General features: G+C 71.3%; 18 protein-coding genes, 1 tRNA gene and 1 pseudogene. 11 read left to right on the plus strand and 9 right to left on the minus strand.

Going from position 1 to position 16,608, the window contains the following annotated elements; translation table 11 throughout:
- Positions 1-25: 25 nt before the first annotated feature.
- Positions 26-220, plus strand: coding sequence for a hypothetical protein (locus tag SM452_RS28810; RefSeq protein ID WP_091425994.1), 195 nt, complete (start codon positions 26-28; stop codon positions 218-220).
- Here the strand turns inward: SM452_RS28810 and SM452_RS28815 are convergent.
- Complete coding sequence (locus tag SM452_RS28815; RefSeq protein ID WP_262013487.1) at positions 205-1,383, minus strand: glycosyltransferase family 4 protein; 1,179 nt, start codon at positions 1,381-1,383, stop codon at positions 205-207. The two genes, SM452_RS28810 and SM452_RS28815, sit on opposite strands and share 16 nt — an antisense overlap.
- A 152-nt stretch (positions 1,384-1,535) precedes the next feature.
- Positions 1,536-2,759, minus strand: coding sequence for an acyltransferase family protein (locus tag SM452_RS28820; RefSeq protein ID WP_463841086.1), 1,224 nt, complete (start codon positions 2,757-2,759; stop codon positions 1,536-1,538).
- A gap of 113 nt (positions 2,760-2,872) precedes the next feature.
- Between SM452_RS28820 and pgfA the strand changes: the two genes are divergently transcribed.
- The 3 genes from pgfA (at position 2,873) to SM452_RS28835 (ending at position 6,671) form a co-directional block, all read left to right on the plus strand.
- Entirely contained in the window at positions 2,873-4,030 is a 1,158-nt protein-coding gene (gene pgfA / locus SM452_RS28825; RefSeq protein ID WP_120572659.1) for a cell envelope lipid trafficking protein PgfA, read from the plus strand.
- A 392-nt stretch (positions 4,031-4,422) separates the two neighbouring features.
- A complete protein-coding gene (locus tag SM452_RS28830; RefSeq protein ID WP_194803292.1) occupies positions 4,423-5,046 on the plus strand; it encodes a DUF6230 family protein in 624 nt (207 codons plus the stop codon).
- A 77-nt stretch (positions 5,047-5,123) separates the two neighbouring features.
- Positions 5,124-6,671 carry a DUF6114 domain-containing protein gene (locus SM452_RS28835; RefSeq protein ID WP_463841087.1) on the plus strand — a complete coding sequence of 516 codons (1,548 nt, stop codon included), beginning with the start codon at positions 5,124-5,126 and terminating at the stop codon, positions 6,669-6,671.
- A 46-nt stretch (positions 6,672-6,717) separates the two neighbouring features.
- On the opposite strand, the gene SM452_RS28840 is transcribed toward SM452_RS28835, so the two are convergent.
- Positions 6,718-8,388 (minus strand): DUF885 domain-containing protein, encoded by a 1,671-nt coding sequence (locus tag SM452_RS28840; RefSeq protein ID WP_355510884.1) that lies wholly within the window; start codon positions 8,386-8,388, stop codon positions 6,718-6,720.
- A 73-nt stretch (positions 8,389-8,461) separates the two neighbouring features.
- On the opposite strand from SM452_RS28840, the pseudogene SM452_RS28845 reads away from it, so the two are divergent.
- Positions 8,462-9,558 (plus strand): annotated as a pseudogene (locus SM452_RS28845) (DMT family transporter); the annotation flags it as partial.
- On the opposite strand, the gene SM452_RS28850 reads toward SM452_RS28845, so the two are convergent.
- Positions 9,441-10,511 (minus strand): PHP domain-containing protein, encoded by a 1,071-nt coding sequence (locus tag SM452_RS28850; protein ID WP_262013466.1) that lies wholly within the window; start codon positions 10,509-10,511, stop codon positions 9,441-9,443. The pseudogene SM452_RS28845 and the gene SM452_RS28850 sit on opposite strands and share 118 nt — an antisense overlap.
- 71 nt (positions 10,512-10,582) lie before the next feature.
- Complete coding sequence (locus SM452_RS28855; protein ID WP_355510890.1) at positions 10,583-11,314, minus strand: M23 family metallopeptidase; 732 nt, start codon at positions 11,312-11,314, stop codon at positions 10,583-10,585.
- Positions 11,315-11,486: 172 nt separating this feature from the next.
- Between SM452_RS28855 and SM452_RS28860 the strand changes: the two genes are divergently transcribed.
- From SM452_RS28860 to SM452_RS28875, 4 genes are all read left to right on the plus strand, one after another.
- Positions 11,487-11,783 (plus strand): hypothetical protein, encoded by a 297-nt coding sequence (locus tag SM452_RS28860; protein ID WP_262013486.1) that lies wholly within the window; start codon positions 11,487-11,489, stop codon positions 11,781-11,783.
- A 72-nt stretch (positions 11,784-11,855) separates the two neighbouring features.
- Complete coding sequence (locus SM452_RS28865) at positions 11,856-12,026, plus strand: hypothetical protein (RefSeq protein ID WP_018786529.1); 171 nt, start codon at positions 11,856-11,858, stop codon at positions 12,024-12,026.
- A 122-nt stretch (positions 12,027-12,148) separates the two neighbouring features.
- Entirely contained in the window at positions 12,149-12,673 is a 525-nt protein-coding gene (locus SM452_RS28870) for a tRNA adenosine deaminase-associated protein (RefSeq protein WP_463841088.1), read from the plus strand.
- A 130-nt stretch (positions 12,674-12,803) separates the two neighbouring features.
- Positions 12,804-13,289 (plus strand): nucleoside deaminase, encoded by a 486-nt coding sequence (locus SM452_RS28875; protein ID WP_355510982.1) that lies wholly within the window; start codon positions 12,804-12,806, stop codon positions 13,287-13,289.
- An 11-nt stretch (positions 13,290-13,300) separates the two neighbouring features.
- On the opposite strand, the gene SM452_RS28880 is transcribed toward SM452_RS28875, so the two are convergent.
- From SM452_RS28880 to deoD, 3 genes are all read right to left on the minus strand, one after another.
- Entirely contained in the window at positions 13,301-13,768 is a 468-nt protein-coding gene (locus tag SM452_RS28880) for an acyl-CoA thioesterase (RefSeq protein WP_402814720.1), read from the minus strand.
- Positions 13,765-14,403 (minus strand): TetR/AcrR family transcriptional regulator, encoded by a 639-nt coding sequence (locus SM452_RS28885; RefSeq protein ID WP_262013462.1) that lies wholly within the window; start codon positions 14,401-14,403, stop codon positions 13,765-13,767. Before SM452_RS28885 ends, SM452_RS28880 begins: the two co-directional genes overlap by 4 nt.
- 112 nt (positions 14,404-14,515) lie before the next feature.
- Positions 14,516-15,223, minus strand: coding sequence for a purine-nucleoside phosphorylase (deoD, locus tag SM452_RS28890; RefSeq protein ID WP_047891806.1), 708 nt, complete (start codon positions 15,221-15,223; stop codon positions 14,516-14,518).
- A gap of 75 nt (positions 15,224-15,298) precedes the next feature.
- Between deoD and SM452_RS28895 the strand changes: the two genes are divergently transcribed.
- Positions 15,299-15,385, plus strand: a tRNA-Ser gene (locus SM452_RS28895).
- 131 nt (positions 15,386-15,516) lie between these two features.
- On the opposite strand, the gene SM452_RS28900 is transcribed toward SM452_RS28895, so the two are convergent.
- Positions 15,517-15,669, minus strand: coding sequence for a hypothetical protein (locus SM452_RS28900; protein WP_463841089.1), 153 nt, complete (start codon positions 15,667-15,669; stop codon positions 15,517-15,519).
- A 253-nt stretch (positions 15,670-15,922) separates the two neighbouring features.
- Between SM452_RS28900 and SM452_RS28905 the strand changes: the two genes are divergently transcribed.
- Complete coding sequence (locus tag SM452_RS28905; protein WP_463841090.1) at positions 15,923-16,570, plus strand: response regulator; 648 nt, start codon at positions 15,923-15,925, stop codon at positions 16,568-16,570.
- Positions 16,571-16,608 lie beyond the last annotated feature (38 nt).

Raw genomic sequence — 16,608 nt, forward strand, 5'->3', positions numbered from 1 at the left:
CACGTCTCACCATCGGAGGAATGGCATGCGTAGAGCTTTGACCCTTGTCGTGTCCGGCCTGGTGGCGGCGTTGCTCGGGGTCCTGGCCCTCGGCGGGCTCTCGGCCGCCGCGACCGCCACGGCCGAGGAGGCCGCGACCGAGGCGCGCAACGCCACGGAGGCGGCCAAGCGGGCCGGGAAGCAGGACCCGTACGCCCCCGAGGTCTACGGCAACAGGTAGGACGGGTCGCCCCGCCGCTGGACCGGGCGGGGCGAGTCCGCAGTCTCCAGCAGGGTCGCGAAGCGTTCCCCCGCCACCGGCCAGGTGAAGTTCGCCGCGTGCCGCCGGGCCTGGGCGCCCATCTCCTGACGCATCTCGTCGTCGTGCAGCAGCGCGCGCACCTTCGCCAGGTAGTCGTCGATGTCGTCGGCCAGCAGGCCGGTACGCCCGTCGACCACCGCCTCCGCGACGCCGCCCGCCTCCCGGAACGCCACCGTCGGCGTACCCGCCGCGCCGGCCTCCACGATCGTCAGCCCCCAGCCCTCCTTCAGTGACGGCGTCAGGGCGACCCAGGCCGAGGCGAGCAGCGCGGCCTTCTCCTCCTCCGTCACGAAGCCCCGGAAGTCCACCCGGTCGGCGATGTCCAGCTCGTCGGCGACCTCGCGCAGGTGCGACTCCCACCAGCCCTGCCCGGCGACCACCAGCCGGAGCTGGGGCAGCTCGTCGGCGAGCGCCGCGACCGCACGCAGCGCCACCTCCACCCGCTTGTGCGGCACCAGCCGGTTCAGCGTCACGAGCAGGGGGAACGGGGCGCGCTCGGCGTCGGTGCGGGGCAGCTCCGGCGTGCCGTTGTAGACCACCGAGACCTGCTCCGGTGGTACGCCGAGGGTGGCGAGTTCGCGCCGGGTCGCCTCGGACACGGTGACGTACCGGCAGCGCCGGTAGACGCGTACCGCAAGCGACGACTCGACCCACCAGCCGAACCGGGCGGCCCACTGCGGCAGGACCACCGGCCACTGCTCGCGGTGCACGTGGTGGATCAGCTTGACCACCGGGCGCCGGGCCCAGAGCGGGGAGAGGAACGGCAGGCCGTTGCAGACGTCGACGAGGATGTCCGGCCGGCCGCCCCGGCGCGCGGCGAGCGGGCCGAGGCCGAACGCCCCGGCCAGGTAGCAGAGCGCGGCCCACAGGTAGACGGTGTGCCGGCCACCGCGCCGGACGAACCGGATGCCCTCGTCGTTCACCTCGTCGGCGGGAGCCTCGCGGTGCGCGGCGCAGAACAGGGTGGCGCGGAACCCGCGCGCCACCAGCTCGGCGGCGATCCGTTCCACGTACACCTCGGAACCGCCGCCCTCGGGGTTGCGAGTGTCTCGCCAGTTGAGGAACAGCACGTGTCCGGGCATGCCGAAGCGACGCTCCACGCGAACCCTACTCTCAAGTAATTTAGCGGTGCGCGTCACATTAAGGGCTGGGGCTTGCGCCCGGCAATGCTCCGAGTGGCGGCGTTGAGCCGCCGGGCGTCGCGGTACGACGATCGGTGTTCGGTCGGTTACCCTCAGGCGGGCGCCGCGACGTCCGGCGTGGTGGCGGCCGGTGTCTCCGGCGCCGGTCCGCGTCCGGTCGGCCGGCGGCGGCGCTGCGTGCCGAGCATCTGGAGCGGGCGCTCGACGCCGTAGTAGCTGGCCGCCGCGTACATCAGCCCGAAGATCATGGTCAGGGCGAAGACGTCGACGAAGTCGCCGGTGAACAGCGGCCGGTCCTCGAGCAGGTAGATCAGCTCGATGACCAGCGGGTGCCACAGGAACAGCCCGTACGACACGTGGCCCATCCACCGCGCCGGCCCGGTGCTGAAGACCTCCTTCGCCCGGGTCGGGCCGCCGAACGCCACCGGGACCGTGATCAGGACGGCGATCAGGAGGTAGAGCGCCAGCTTGGTGCCGAACTCGGTGGCGGTCGGGCTGGTCAGGTCACGCGGGCCGGCGATCGGCGTCGTCGCGATCGCCATCACCGCGATCGCCGCGCCCCAGCAGGCGAGCGGCGCCGAGGCGAGGTCGTCGAGCACCCGGAAGGCGGCCGGCGCGGTGCCGGTACGCAGGGCCACGTGCGCCGCGGCCAGCGCCATGCCGCCGCCGAACCAGGCGCCGTACGACGGGAACCACATCGTGTGCAGCGCGCCGTCGAGCCAGCCGGCACCCATCATGGCGACCCACGCGAGGGTCAGCAGCGCCCCGGACGAGGCGAGCAGGACGGTGCGGACGGGACGCCACGTCCGGCCCACGGCGAGCACGGCGAGCAGTGGCAGGAGCAGGTAGAAGACGACCTCGGTGGCGAGGCTCCAGGTCTGGCTGAGCCCGTGCCCGAGCTGCCCGGCTTCGTAGATCTGGGTGAGCGTGAGGTGGCGCAGCCAGTCACCGGCCGACACCGGGTGGTTGCCGGGCAGGACGACGAAACAGACCACCACCGCCAACCAGTACGCGGGCAGGATCCGCAGCGCCCGGCGCCAGAAGTAGCGCTTGGTGCGGGGCCGGGGCCGTCCGGTCGCGACGCCGAGCGCCCACGGGCGGAACAGCAGGAAGCCGGAGAGCACGAAGAAGATCGCCACGCCCACGTCCAGGCGCGCCAACCAGCCGCCCCACGTGGTGTTCATGGTGACGGCGGTCTGGAAGCCGACGTGGTGACCGACGACCGCCACCGCGCCGATCGCTCGCAGCGCGTCGAGGGCGGGAAGACGGCCCGTTACCGATGGCTCCGGGATTGTTGGCGTGGTGGCTGTGGACATCTGGACATCCAGGGGGTCGCTTTTGCAGGTGACTGGGGAGTAACCTCCCGCCAATGCTAAGGATCGGGTGCCCCGGACGACAGACCGCAGGGCGGCAGGTTACAGGAGGATGAGTGAAGCTTCGCGTGGGCGCCGCGCTCTTCGGGCTAGGTGTCTTGTTGCTGGTCTTCGCGGCCGGGCTGCCGTTCTACGTGGCCCCCGCCGTGACCAAGCTGCCCTATGACCTGGAACCAACGACGTCCGTCGCGGAGGCGAAGGGCGCGAAGTTCCTACAGATCAAGTCCGAAGCCGGCGCGGTGAGCATCGAGGTGCCGCAGGCCGATCTCGTATCAAGCATCGAGGTCATCCCGCAGCCGGAGGACACCAAGGACCGCGTGCCCAAGGAGCTGAAGGGCGACGCGGTCATCTGGAACGTCTTCCAGACGGTCAAGCGCAGCGACAACCAGGATGTGATCAGCCAGTACAGCACCGAGCTGGCGCTCTACCGGATCTCCGGCGCAGCGGCGCCGTGGGACGAGCAGTGGCTCAACGAGTCCGGCGCGGAGCAGACCCCGGTCGGCAACGTGCGCTACTCGGGCCAGATCTACAAGTTCCCGTTCGGCACCGGCAAGCGTGACTACCAGGTGTTCGACCGCGACCTGAAGAAGACGTTCCCGGCGCGGTTCACCGGCACCGAGAAGATCAAGGGCGTCGAGACGTACCGCTTCGAGCAGCGGATCGAGAACGAGCCGCTGAACACCCCGGCGGACAGCGTCAAGACGCTGCTGGGCAAGTTCGCCCCGACCGCGACCAGCGGCCAGGTCGTCTACAGCAACACCCGTACGCTCTGGGTCGACCCGGTGACCGGCGCCTACATCAAGGTGCGCGAGCAGCAGTACAAGGAGCTGCGTCCGGACACCGGCGCCCCGACCGTGCTGCTGGACGCGGACTTCAACTACAACGACGACACGATCAGCCGCAGCGTCGAGACGGTGAAGGACAACCGTTTCAAGATCGGCATGATCAGTGTCTGGGGCCCGATCATCGCCGGCGTGCTCGGCCTGATCGCACTGATCGCGGGCGTGTGGCTGGTGACCCGGCCCAAGGGCGACGGCAACGCCCGGCACCGCGCGGACGCGCCGACCTCCGACCCGACGCCCACCCGCGTCGACCAGGAGCCCGTGGGTGGCCCGCTCGACGACGAGATCCCGCCGGCGTCGACGAACTGGCGGTCCGACGATCCGTCGGTGCCGGCCCAGCGTTCGGGTGCCGGTGAGGTGGAGCGCCGCTGACCGGTGAGCCGTAAGCACGACGGAGGGGTGGGCCGCATCGCGGTCCACCCCTCCGTCGTGAAGATCTCCCATGCGGGCGAACCTACTTTACATTCGTTACTCGATTGTAACGGCAAGATATCCGGTGACTTTCCGTCGCGCTCACCGTCATCTATGCCCGGTTTGCCGCGACATTTCGCCCTCCGGGCCGCCCCTGGCCTGGGATTTCGTGACGCGTGGTCACGTCCCCGTCTCACCCCGGTGTTACCGCCGGGTAATCGGGGGGTTGTGAGCTGCACCGCATCGGGTGCACGATCAGGCTCGATCGTTACCCGTCGGTAACAGAGGACGGGCCCGGCGCGGGCCGCCGGTTCCCCACCGGCCGCCGCGCACATTCGTTCGAGGAGGAACCCGTGCAGAATCGGCTCGACAACCAGGGTCGTACCCGGTGGCGGCGGTTCGCCGCCATGATCGTGCCCACCACGGCCGCCGCCGGTGCCATCCTGTTCGGCATGTCGACCGGCGCCATCGCCTCCGACATCACCGTGTCCGGGCAGACGTTCAAGATCGGCGCCGACCGCCTGGAGGGTGAGGGCTTCAAGCAGTACGGCGGCATCGTCCGCGAAAAGGGCGAGGACGGCAAGGCCGGCGCGACCCGCCCGGTCGCGATGGCCGAGATCAGCAGCGCCGAGCTGTACAAGCTCTGCCAGTCCGTCCGCGCCGACCTGCCCGGCCTGCCGGTGGTGCTCACCATCAACGCCGGCGAGGGCAAGGAGCCCGCCCGCGCCAAGGACCTCGTGATCGCGATGGACTCGCTCGAGGGCAACGCGACCTTCACCAACATCAAGATCGGACGCGACGCCAGCGACCTCAACCCGACGGCGCAGCGCGGCTCGTTCGGCCAGAACTCCGACCGGGTGACCATCCGTGACCTGAAGCAGGTCTCCCGCTACACCACCTCCTCGACGTTCAACCTGGTCGGGCTGCGGCTCAAGGTCAACGTGGGCGACGACGCCAAGGGCAAGGAGTGCTTCTGAGCTGAGCACGGCCCGCGGTGGCCGACCACCGCGGGCCCGCCCGACCGTCCCCGTCCCCGCTCCGCCAGGAGGAGTACGTGACAACCGTCGACCCGTCCCACGCCCGGCCCGGCACCGCGGCCCGGGCATGGCGGACCTTCCGCCGCTGGCAGCGGAGCCGGCCGTTCTGGGGTGGCCTGTTGATCATCCTGGCCGGGGTGGAGATGCTCGCCTCCACCCGGTTGACCCTCAACGGCCTGAGCTTCAGCAGCGGCGCCACCGGCCTGCTCTCGCTGCTGATCCCGGGCATCCTGGTGACCTGCGGGGTGCTGCTCTGGCTCAGCCCGCCGCAGCGGCTGTTCTACTCGATCGTCGCGGCGATCACCGCCGTCTACTCCCTGATCGGGCTCAACCTCGGCGGCTTCTTCCTCGGCCTGCTGCTCGGCATCGTGGGCAGCGCGCTCGCGTTCGCCTGGGTGCCGACCCCTCCGGCTGGTCCCGCCGGTCCGGCCGCCGACGAACCCGACACCGAGGCGGACGACGAACCCGGCACCGCCGCGGACGCCGAGGCCGACACCGTCGTGGACGCGCAGCCCGTGGACACGCAACCCGCGGACGAGCGGCCGACCGTCGAGGTGCCGGCCGGCGTACGGCCGGCCGTCGAGCAGCCGACTGCCGAGCGGCCGGGCGGGGAGCGGCCGGTCCCTCGGCAGTCGGTGAACGGGCAGGCGGCCGGATCCGACGGCGGGCCGCCGGAGTGGGCGGGCCGTTCGGCGGACCCGCGCGCCTTCGGCATCGTCCTCGTGGTGCTCGGCCTCGCCACCGCCGGCCTCGCCGTGCAGCCGCGCGCGGTGCAGGCCGCCCCGAGCAAGCCCGCCGCCAGTGCCTGCCCGTCGAAGCCCGCCACGCCGACACCCGGCGCGAGCGCGCCCACGGCGACGCCCACCCCGTCGCCGAGCGCGAGCCCGACGCGGGCGGGCAACATCATCACCGACTTCTTCGAGGGGATCGGTGACCTGTTCAAGGGCAGCAGCAAGAAGAGCGAGACGCCCTCGCCCACGCCGACCGCTAGCGGATCGGCGGCTCCGACGAGCAAGCCGACGGCCCGTCCCGGGTCGACCGGGTGCCCGGCGCCGGACAAGCCGGGCAAGGTGGACCCGGCGAAGCCCGGCAATGTGGAACCGGGCAAGCCGCTGCCGCGTATCGCCGCCGACCCGAGCCTGCCGAAGGTGGGCCAGCAGCCGTCGAAGCTCACCGGCTCCAAGGTCACCATGACCGGGCTCCGGTTCGAGGGGATCACCGACCTCCAGACCGAGCAGGGCGTGCTCAAGGTGCTGAAGTTCAGCATGAAGGAGGCGGTGACCGACGACTTCCTGCTGGTCGCCGACGGTCCCAGCGGTCGCACCCAGCGGTACGCGACCGACCGCCTCACCGTCCGCGACGACGTCGCGTTCTACTGCACCCGGTTCGTCGGCAAGCTCGCCGGCATCAAACTGACGCTGACCCCGGACCTGCCGTTCCCGGACGGCCTGCCGGTCACGCTGCCCATCCCGGTGACGTTCACCGACCCGGTCATCGACCTGGCGTACGTCACCAGCAACACGCTCACCGGCCGGCCGACGCTGCGCCTGACGCTCGGCGCCTGACGCGTGCGGGTGCCGGCGGGACTCACCGCCGGCACCCGGCACCGGCTCACAGCCGGGCCAGCGCCTTGCGCAGCGGGTCCAGCCCCAGCGAGCCCAGGTCGAGCGCCTGGCGGTGGAACTCCTTGAGGTCGAAGTCGGCGCCCTTGCGGGCCTTCGCGTCCTCCCGGGCCTGCAACCAGATCCGCTCGCCCACCTTGTACGACGGGGCCTGCCCGGGCCAGCCTAGGTAGCGGTTCAGCTCGAAGCGCAGGTTCTCGTCCGGCACCCGGCAGTGCGCCCGCATGAACTCCCAGCCCAGTTCCGGCGTCCACCGCTCGCCCGGGTGGAAGCCGAACGGGTTGTCCTTCGGGATCTCCAGCTCCAGGTGCATGCCGATGTCCACGATGACCCGGGCCGCGCGCAGCGCCTGCCCGTCGAGCATGCCCAGCCGGTCACCCGGGTCGTCGAGGTAGCCCAGCTCGTCCATCAGCCGCTCCGAGTAGAGCGCCCAGCCCTCGCCGTGCCCGGAGACCCAGCACAGCAGCCGCTGCCAGCGGTTGAGCAGGTCGGCCCGGACGGCGGTCTGGGCGACCTGGAGGTGGTGACCCGGCACGCCCTCGTGGTAGACGGTGGTCACCTCGCGCCAGGTGGAGAAGTCGGTGATGCCCTGCGGCACCGCCCACCACATCCGTCCCGGCCGGGAGAAGTCCTCGCTCGGGCCGGTGTAGTAGATCGCGCCGTCGCTCGTCGGCGCGAGGCAGCACTCGATCCGGCGTACCTGCTCCGGGATGTCGAAGTGGGTGCCGTTCAGCTCGGTGATCGCCCTGTCGGCGAGCGCCTGCATCCAGTCCCGGAACGCCTCCTTGCCGCGTACCGTCCGCGCCGGGTCGGCGTCGAGCGCGCGTACCGCGTCGTCGATCGACGCGCCAGGCCCGGCGATGCGCGCGGACACCGTCCGCATGTCGGCCTCCAGCCGGGCCAGCTCCGCGAAACCCCAGGCGTACGTCTCGTCCAGATCGACGGTCGCGCCGAGGAAGTACTGCGAGGCCAGCTCGTAGCGCTCCCGCCCGGCGGCCTGCTTCTCCCGGCCCACCGGGGCCAGCTCGGTGCGCAGGAACTGCCCGAACTCGGCGGTGGCGGCGGTCGCGGCGGCGGCGCCCTTGCGCAGCTCCGCGCCGAGCGCGCCGTCGGCGTCGATCCGCTCGACCAGCCCGTGGAAGAAGTTGTCGCCCTCCGGGTCGACCCACACGTCGCACTGCTTGGCGACCTCGACGAGCTGCACCCGCGAGCTGACCCGTCCCGCGGCGGCGGCCTCGCGCAGCGTCCGCTTGTAGCCGTCCAGCGCGGACGCGAAGCGGTTGAGCCGGGCGGCCACGTTCGCCCGGGCCTGTTCGCCGTCGGTCGGCATGAGGTCGAAGACCATCCGGATCTCGTGCAGCCCGCTGGAGATCACGTTGACCTCGCTGCCGGTCTCGCCCGCGTCGTAGCGGGCCAGCTCCAGGCCGAGGCGCTCCTGCATGGCCTCCTGGGCGGTCCGCTCCGCCTCGGTCTCCGGTTCGGTCACGTCGAGTTCGCCGAGCGTGCGGCGGGCCAGGTCGGCGCGGGCCGCGTAACCCTCGGGCGACAGGTCGTCGAGCTGGTCGTCGTAGCCGTTGATGCCGACGTAGGTGGCGCCGGTCGGGCTCAGCGGGGCCCACTCGGCCACGTACCGGTTGGCGAGGTCATCGATTCGTCCCACGAGGCGACCCTACGTGACCCCGCATCCGGAATACCGCGCGACTTCGTCGTACCTCTGCGGCAGAGTGTCATGGGTGACCGTCGAGATCACTCCTGACCGGGCCCCGGTACGCAGCTGGCTGCCCGGGTTCGTCGCACTCGCCGCCATCTGGGGTTCCAGCTTCCTGTTCATCAAGGTCGGCGTGGCCGAGCTGCACCCCGTGCACCTCACCCTCTACCGGGTGGCCACCGGCGCGCTGACGCTGCTCGTGGTGCTCGCCGTGCTGCGCGACCGGCTGCCCCGCGAGCCCCGGGTCTGGGCGCACATGCTCGTGGTGGCCGCGTTCGGCGTGGCGGTGCCGTTCACCCTGTTCGGCTACGGCGAGCAGCGGGTCGAGTCGATGCTCGCCGGCATCTGGAACGCCACCACGCCACTGATCGTGCTGCCGCTGGCGGTGCTGGTGTTCCGCACCGAGCGGCTGACCGCCCGGCGTGCGGTCGGGCTGGGGCTGGGCTTCGTCGGTGTGCTGGTGGTGCTCGGCGTCTGGGAGGGCGTCGGTGGCGCCCACTTCGTCGGCCAGCTCATGTGCTTCGGCGCGGCGGCCTGCTACGGGCTGGCCATTCCGTACCAGAAGAGGTTCGTCGCGGGCAGCGCGTACTCCGGTCTGTCGCTGTCGGCGGCGCAGCTGCTGGTGGCGACCGCGCAGCTCGCGCTGGTCGCGCCGTTCGTCGGCACGCCGCAGTCACCGATCGGCCTCTCCCCGCGCGTGGCGGCGAGCGTGCTGGCGCTCGGTGCGCTCGGCACCGGGCTCGCCTTCGTCATCAACATGCGCAACATCCGGCTGGCCGGGGCCAGCACGGCGTCCACAGTGACCTACCTGATCCCGGTGTTCGCGGTGCTCGTCGGCGCGGTGGTGCTGGGCGAGCGGATGAACTGGCACCAGCCGGTCGGCGCGTTCGTGGTGCTCGTCGGCGTCGCGGTCGCCCAGGGCCTGTTCGGGCGGTGCCGGCCACGCCCGGACGCGCTGGCGCCCGCCGCCCGCGCGGCCGAACCCGTCACCTAGGGCTGACGCGTCAGCCGCGGCCGGCCGTCCACTTCACCAGACGGTCGGCCGTCCAGGTGTTCACCACCCGCTTCGCCGGTACGCCGCAGAGCGCGGCCCGCTCGCAGCCGAACCGCTGCCAGTCGAGCTGGCCTGGTGCGTGCGCGTCGGTGTCGATGGCGAACCGGCACCCGGCCTCCAGCGCGAGGCGGATCAGCCGCTTCGGCGGGTCCTGCCGCTCCGGCCGGGAGTTGATCTCGACGGCCACGTCGTGCTCCGCGCAGGCGGCGAAGACGGCGTCCGCGTCGAACTCGCTCTCCTTGCGGGTACGCGCCCGGTGCCCCTTGTCGCCGGGCCCGGTCACCCCGGCGGGCCGGGAGGAGACCATCCGGCCGGTGCAGTGGCCGAGGATGTCCAGGTGCGGGTTCGCGATCGCGGTCAGCATCCGGCGCGTCATCTTCGCCCGGTCGTCGTTCAGGCCGCTGTGCACCGAGCCGACCACCACGTCCAGGCGGGCCAGCAGCTTCTCGTCCTGGTCGAGTGAGCCGTCGGCGAGGATGTCCACCTCGATGCCGGTGAGGATCCGGAAGCCCTTCGGCAGCGCCTCGTTGACGGCGGCGACGTGGTCGAGCTGCTTGCGCAGCCGCTCCGCGGTCAGGCCGCGGGCCACAGTCAGCCGGGGCGAGTGGTCGGTGAGCACGAGGTATTCGTGACCCAGCTCGACCGCGGCCAGCGCCATCTCCTCGATCGGTGAGCCACCGTCGGACCAGTCCGAGTGGGTGTGGCAGTCGCCGCGCAGCGCGTCCCGCAGCTTCGCCGCCGCCTCGTCCAGGTCGGTGCCCTCCGTCGCCAGCAACCGGCGCAGGTAGACCGGCTCCTCGCCGGCCAGCGACTCGGCCACGCAGCGGGCGGTCACGTCACCGACGCCGGACAGCTCGGTCAGCTTGCCGGTGCGGGCCCGCTCGGCCACCTCGGCGGCAGGCAGTGCGCCGAGCGTCTTCGCCGCCGACCGGAACGCCCGGACCCGGTACGTGGCCTCGTTGGCCCGTTCCAGCAGGAACGCGATCCGGCGCAGGTCGGCGATGGGATCCCGGGCAGTCATGTCCTGGAACCTACGCGCATTCGCCGCCCGCCGGGTGACCCCGCACCGCGAGCCGGTCAGCCGCCGCGCGCCTACCGGCCGGGCGCGGCCGGACAGCCGTGCTTGCGCTGCCAGGCGGTGACCTCGGCGGCCGGCGAGCGGTTGCCGCCCTTGCGCCACGAGTTCAGGTACGGCGCCGGCCACACCACGCCCCGGCGGATCCACCAGTCGTCAGCGCCCGTGCACTTCGGGGAGAGCCCGAAGTGCAGGTGGCAGACGTTGTTGGCGTTGCCCGTACGGCCCACCTTCCCGAGCTGCTGCCCGGCCCGCACGCGTACCCCGGCGTCGACACCGGCGGCGATCGCGCTCAGGTGCGAGCCGTAGTAGCGCACCCCGTCGTCGCCGAGCAGCGCGACGGAGAGCCCGCCGTTGTTCGGGCCCAGCGGTCCGCGCTTGTCGAACCTGTCGACGCGGCTCACCTCCAGCACCACGCCGTCGGTGACCGCCACCACCGGTTCCCCGCAGTCGGCGAACACGTCGGTGCCCGGGTAGCCGCCGTGCGTCGGGTGGTAGTCGACGTTGCCGGCCCGTACCGGGAAGACCCGCTTCACGTCGGCGCGCGCCGGCGACGGCGCGGACGAGGAGGCAGCGGCCGACGGCGGGGCCGGATCGGCGGGCTGCGCGGCGGTCGCCACCGGGCTCGGTTCCTGCCACCTGTCGGCGCGCCCGGTGGAGGCGGCGCACCCCCCGGCGGCGAGCGCCGCGACGAGCAGCAGGACCGGGTACGCCGGCCGCGTCCGGCGTCCGATCGATGGCGAGCGCATCCGGTCATCCTGACAGACCACTACCGTAGGTACCGAATGCCGAACGCGGGACGGGTGATCCGGGAAGGGGGCGGCGGTGACGCACGGATGGCACGGCGGACCCGAGGGGACCGGTCCGGGGGCGTTCCCGCCACCGCGTACGCCCTCCGGGCTGTTCCCGTCGAGCACGTCGATGCGGCCCAGCTACCGCGAGCCGTACCCGATCACCGGCGCCGGCGTCGCAGCCGGCGCGCTCGTCGCGTTCGCCTGGTTGCTGTTGTTCGGGCTGCTCGGCGGCGGCGTGGCCGGATACGCCTGGTGGACGTTGCTGGCCGGCGGCCTGGCGTGGGTGGCCGCCGCGGTGCTGGTCCGTCACGGCGACCGGGGAGTGGCGACGGGCGTCGCGATCGTCACCGCCGGTGGTTGGAGCATCGCCGCCGCGATCGTCGCGATGCGCTGGGCGCAGACCGGAGACTGGCCGCTCTGGTGACCTTCGGTGCCGGTTTCGCTGCGTAGCGAAGGCCACCTTGACGTACGCCTGAGGACGGTCCACGCTCGCGGTATGGCCTGGACCACACCGCCGCGGCTCGACCCCGATCGGAGCCGCCGTCGCCTGCAACTCCTCGCCGAGTTGGCCGGTGCCCGTGCGGTACAGCAGCGCCAGCGACCGCAGCGGGCCCGCACCGAGCGGCTGCGCCAACTCATCGCCACCCGCCGGCGCGTCGTCGGCTGACCGGCTTTCTCTTCAGGAACGGCCGGCCCATACGGGGCGTTGACCGCTCGCCTGCCGACCCGACCGGTTAACGTGCATCGCGTGACGTGTCGGCGTGCTGCCGAGGCTGATTTGGGGGGACCGTGTCGTACTTCGCTGCTGCCGTGGCGCGCCTCGACGGCGGCTGGACCGCCGGTGAGGTGAGCCTGCGCGGTGTCACCGACATCGAGGAGGTGGCCGACCGGCTGCGCGACGTCGAGCCGGACGCCGACCTCTCGCTGCTGTTCGTCGAGGCCGACGACACGTACCTGGTCATCCTGCGCCTGGACGAGGGGGAGGACCTGCGGGTCTTCGGCTCGGACTCGGCGTACGCGGAGGAGTCCCGGCTGGGCGCGCTGCTGGTCGGCGACCTGAAGACCTCGGTGACCGGGCTGGAGGACGTAGACGAGCCGCGCGCCTCCGCCGGCGACGACGACACCGAGCAGCCCGCCGTTGACCCGGAGGCCGACCCGGTCGGCGACGCGGATCTGCTGGCCGACCTGGGCATCCCGGCGCAGAAGCTGCTGGCGCTCTGCGCGCACGAGGGCTCCATGCCGGCCGACGTGACAGCCGAGATCTGCCAGGTGCTCGGCTGTGTGGACGAGGTCGAGGAGCTGCGTGAGGTCTGAGCCCGGGGAGTCTGTGACGCCCGGCGCCGCCGAACCGGCAGACGCGACCGACCCGTCGCTGGAGACCGTACGCCCGGGGCAGCCCACCCCCGGCCGGGCCGCACGCGTCGGTCCCGGCGCCGACGAGGCGCTGGCCGACCCGGGCGCGGTCGGCCGCCGGCAGCGGCACGAGCTGTGGATGCGCCGGGCCCTTGAGGTCGCGGTGACCGGCCCGGACGGTGCGCCCCCCGACGCCGACGACGTGCCGGTCGGCGCGGTGCTCTACGGCCCCGACGGCGCCGAACTCGCGATCGGGCGCAACGAGCGGGAGCTGACCGGCGACCCGACCGCGCACGCCGAGGTGCTGGCGCTGCGGCGGGCCGCGCAGCGGCTGGGCCGGTGGCGGCTGGACGACTGCACGCTCGTGGTGACGCTGGAACCCTGCACCATGTGCGCCGGGGCGATCGCGCTGGCGCGCGTCTCGACAGTCGTCTTCGGCGCCTGGGAACCGAAGACCGGCGCCGTCGGGTCGCTCTGGGACGTGCTGCGCGACCGCCGCGTCACGCACCGCCCCGAGGTGTACGGCGGTGTGCTGGAACGCGAGAGCGCGGCGGTGCTGCGCGCCTTCTTCCGCTGAGGGGTTCTGTCTCAGGCGCCTGCCGGTGCGGGGCGGAGCAGCGTCGCGGCGATCGCGCGGCCGACCTCGGTCCACGCGGTCGGGCGCAGCGTGGCCGGGTCGAGCCGGACGATCGACCGGGTGCCGGTGGCGTGCACGGTGGCGCCGTCGGTCGAGCGGAACTCGAAGGCGTAGCGGGCGCTGCTGGTGCCGAAGTGCTCCAGCCAGAAGTGCACAGCCACAGTGCCGACGCCGACGACCGGCGCCTGGTAGGTGATGGTGAACTCGCGGACCGCGTGGAACACGTCGGGGGTGGCGTGCACGTCGCCGCGGAAGGCGACGCCGCGCTCGGCCCAGTAGGGCGTCAGCGCGCGTTCCAGCAGCACGGCGTACCGGGCGTTGTGCAGGATGCCCATCGCGTCCAGGTCGTCGAAGTGCACAGGCACGTGCTCGACGTGCCCGAACTCGGCGACCGGACGGTCGGTGGTGGCGTGGCTCATGACTGGCCTTCCGGTAGCAGGGCCGGATCCGGGCAGAGCGCCCGCAGCCGGTTCAGCAGGCCCTGGCGGGCGTGCCGGTAGGAGGCGTCGGGGTCGAGCAGACGGGACCGCATCACCGCGCTGATCCCCAGCGCGTCGATCTCGTACGCCAGCAGCGGCACGTCCAGGTCGGCGGGGAGTTCGCCGAGGTCGACCGCATCCTGGACGAGGCGCTCCAGCAGCGCGGTCCACCTGCCGAATGCCTCGGCGAGCCGGTCCCGGACCGGGCCGGGACGGGCGTTGTACTCGAACTCGGTGTTGGCGAAGAAGCAGCCGCCGGGCAGTACCCGGGCGGCGTAGAAGTCGATCCGGGCCTCGTGCAGCGCGCGCAGCCGGCGTACGCCCCGGGGTGCGTGCAGGGCGGGGGCGACGATCATCTCCTGCCACTGCGCCACGGCCCGGTCGACGGTGGCGAGTTGCAGTGCCTCCTTGGAGCGCCAGTGCGCGAAGAGGCCGGACTTGCTCACCTCCAGCCGGTCGGCGAGCTGGGCCAGCGACAGGCCGTGCAGGCCGACCTCGGTCGCAAGCGCCACTGCGGTGTCCAAAACCGCGGTGCGGGTGCGGTCGCCACGGGCTACGCGGCCGTCGGAGGTCATGCGGTCAGCGTAAGGGAAACAAGCACGACCGGTCGTATTTATTTTTGTGACGCCGGTAACGCGCAACCGCCCCGCCACCGAGCGGTGACGGGGCGGTCCAGGATCGATCAGGTCAGGCGATGATGGTGTCCAGCGCGATCTCGACCATCTGGCCGAACGTCTGCTCGCGCTCCTGCGACGTGGTCTTCTCGCCGGTCTTGATGTGGTCGCTGACGGTCAGGATGGTCAGCGCGCGGGCCTTGAAACGCGCCGCGATCGTGTAGAGCGCCGCCGACTCCATCTCCACCGCCAGCACGCCGTAGTCGGCGAGCCGGTCGTACAGGTCCGGCCGGTCCGTGTAGAAGGCGTCCGCCGCCAGGATCGGTCCGACCCGCATGCTGATGCCGCGCCGCTCGGCCACCTCGACCGAGGTACGCAGCAGCCCGAAGTCGGCCACCGGGGCGTAGTCGATCAGCCCGTCGAAGCGCATCCGGTTCATGTTCGAGTCGGTGGACGAACCGATCGCCGCCACCACGTCCCGCAGCTGCAGATCCTCGGTCAGGGCGCCACAGGAGCCGACCCGGATCAGCGACTTCACGCCGTACTCGTTTACCAGCTCGTGGGCGTAGATCGAGGCGGACGGCATGCCCATGCCGGAACCCTGGACGGACACGTCGACACCGTTCCACTTCCCGGTGAAGCCCAGCATGCCGCGCACCGTCGTGTAGCAGCGGGCCCCCTCCAGGTAGGTCTCCGCGATCCACTTGGCCCGCAGCGGGTCGCCCGGCATCAGGACCCGCTCGGCGATCTCTCCCGGCTCAGCGCCGATGTGCGTACTCATGGCAAAGATCCTGCCAGGCCGGGCCGAGGGATACCGGTTCGGCGTCCAAGCCGGCGGTCCTGTACCCTCGTCGGCGGTGGCGTGTCCGAGTGGCCTAAGGAGCACGCCTCGAAAGCGTGTGAGGGTTTACGCCCTCCGCGGGTTCAAATCCCGCCGCCACCGCCTTTGAAGAGGCGTAGCGCCCGGCAGTCCAGGAGGACTGATCCGGGCGCTTCGTCGTTTCCGGCTTTATCGAGTCGCCGTCTGACTGATGCCGCTTGTAGGCGGTGTGCGTGGCGGTTCGGTGACGCTCGTCAGTCGCCCCGCCGCCGGGTGGTCGTGTCCATGGCTAGGTCGTCGATGATCCATCGCAGCGCCGAGACGGCGGTGGAGTACCGCAGGTAGCGAGGGTTCTGGTTTGACTTGGGCTCGCACTGCAGCCGCATCCGCCGAAGATCCTCAATCATCTGCTGGAGTCGCTCCTCCGGAGTCATGGCCGAAAGCCTGCCTCTTTGGCACCAGGAAGGCAATAGGGGTAGCTCCGGGTAACCGCCGGATGTAGCGGGCACAAAAGCGCCATCCGGGTACGACCTGTGGACGGTCGGAATGAGTCGGCAATCCGCGACGCCTGTGTTTCTGATAAGGGCTAGAGGGCATCGACGGAACTCGGCAGCGAACGGTATCCTTCGATGGGTTTGTTCAGGGGTGGACGGAGGGTGGATGTCCCAGACCATCACTGTTGAGTTGATCAAGGCTGCACCAGCGATTCTCTGGGTTGCCTTCGCCGCGCTGGTCTACCTCTCTCTTCGGAGCGCGATCATCCCGCAGATCGGCCGCCTCCACAGCGTGAGGACGCCAATGATCGAGTTCGGCTTTGCCGAGCAGTTGCTGGTCGAAGCGGCGGCCCGGTCCGAGGCGAGCGCGCCACCTTCCGTCGGCGAGCAGCGCGCCGCCGTTTCCCGGCTGCAACACGCAGCCGAGATGCTAAGAGGTGGACGAATTCTCTGGGTGGATGACAACCCAGAATGGAACCTGCCTCTGATACAGCTTTTTCGGCAACTCGGCATGACCGTAGATACATCGCGTTCCACGGACGAGGCGATCTCCAACCTCCGGAGTCGCCGCTATGATTTGATCATCAGCGATATGCGGCGAGACACGGAACAGCCGGCGCAGAGTGCGGGTATCACTCTGCTCGACGCCCTTGAGCGTCAAGGAGACCGAAGCCCTGTGATCATCGCCGCAGCGAACTTCGATCCTCAGATCGGCGTCCACCCTGGAATCTTCGCCTACACCAACGCCGTTGACGACATCGTTCACTACGTCATCGACATCATGGAACGCGTCAGGTTCGGCACCGCCTTCTGACCCGTTGTCCAGTTGATCAGGCCCGCAGTGCTTAGGCC

Source organism: Micromonospora sp. SYSU B005 (assembly GCF_055362685.1).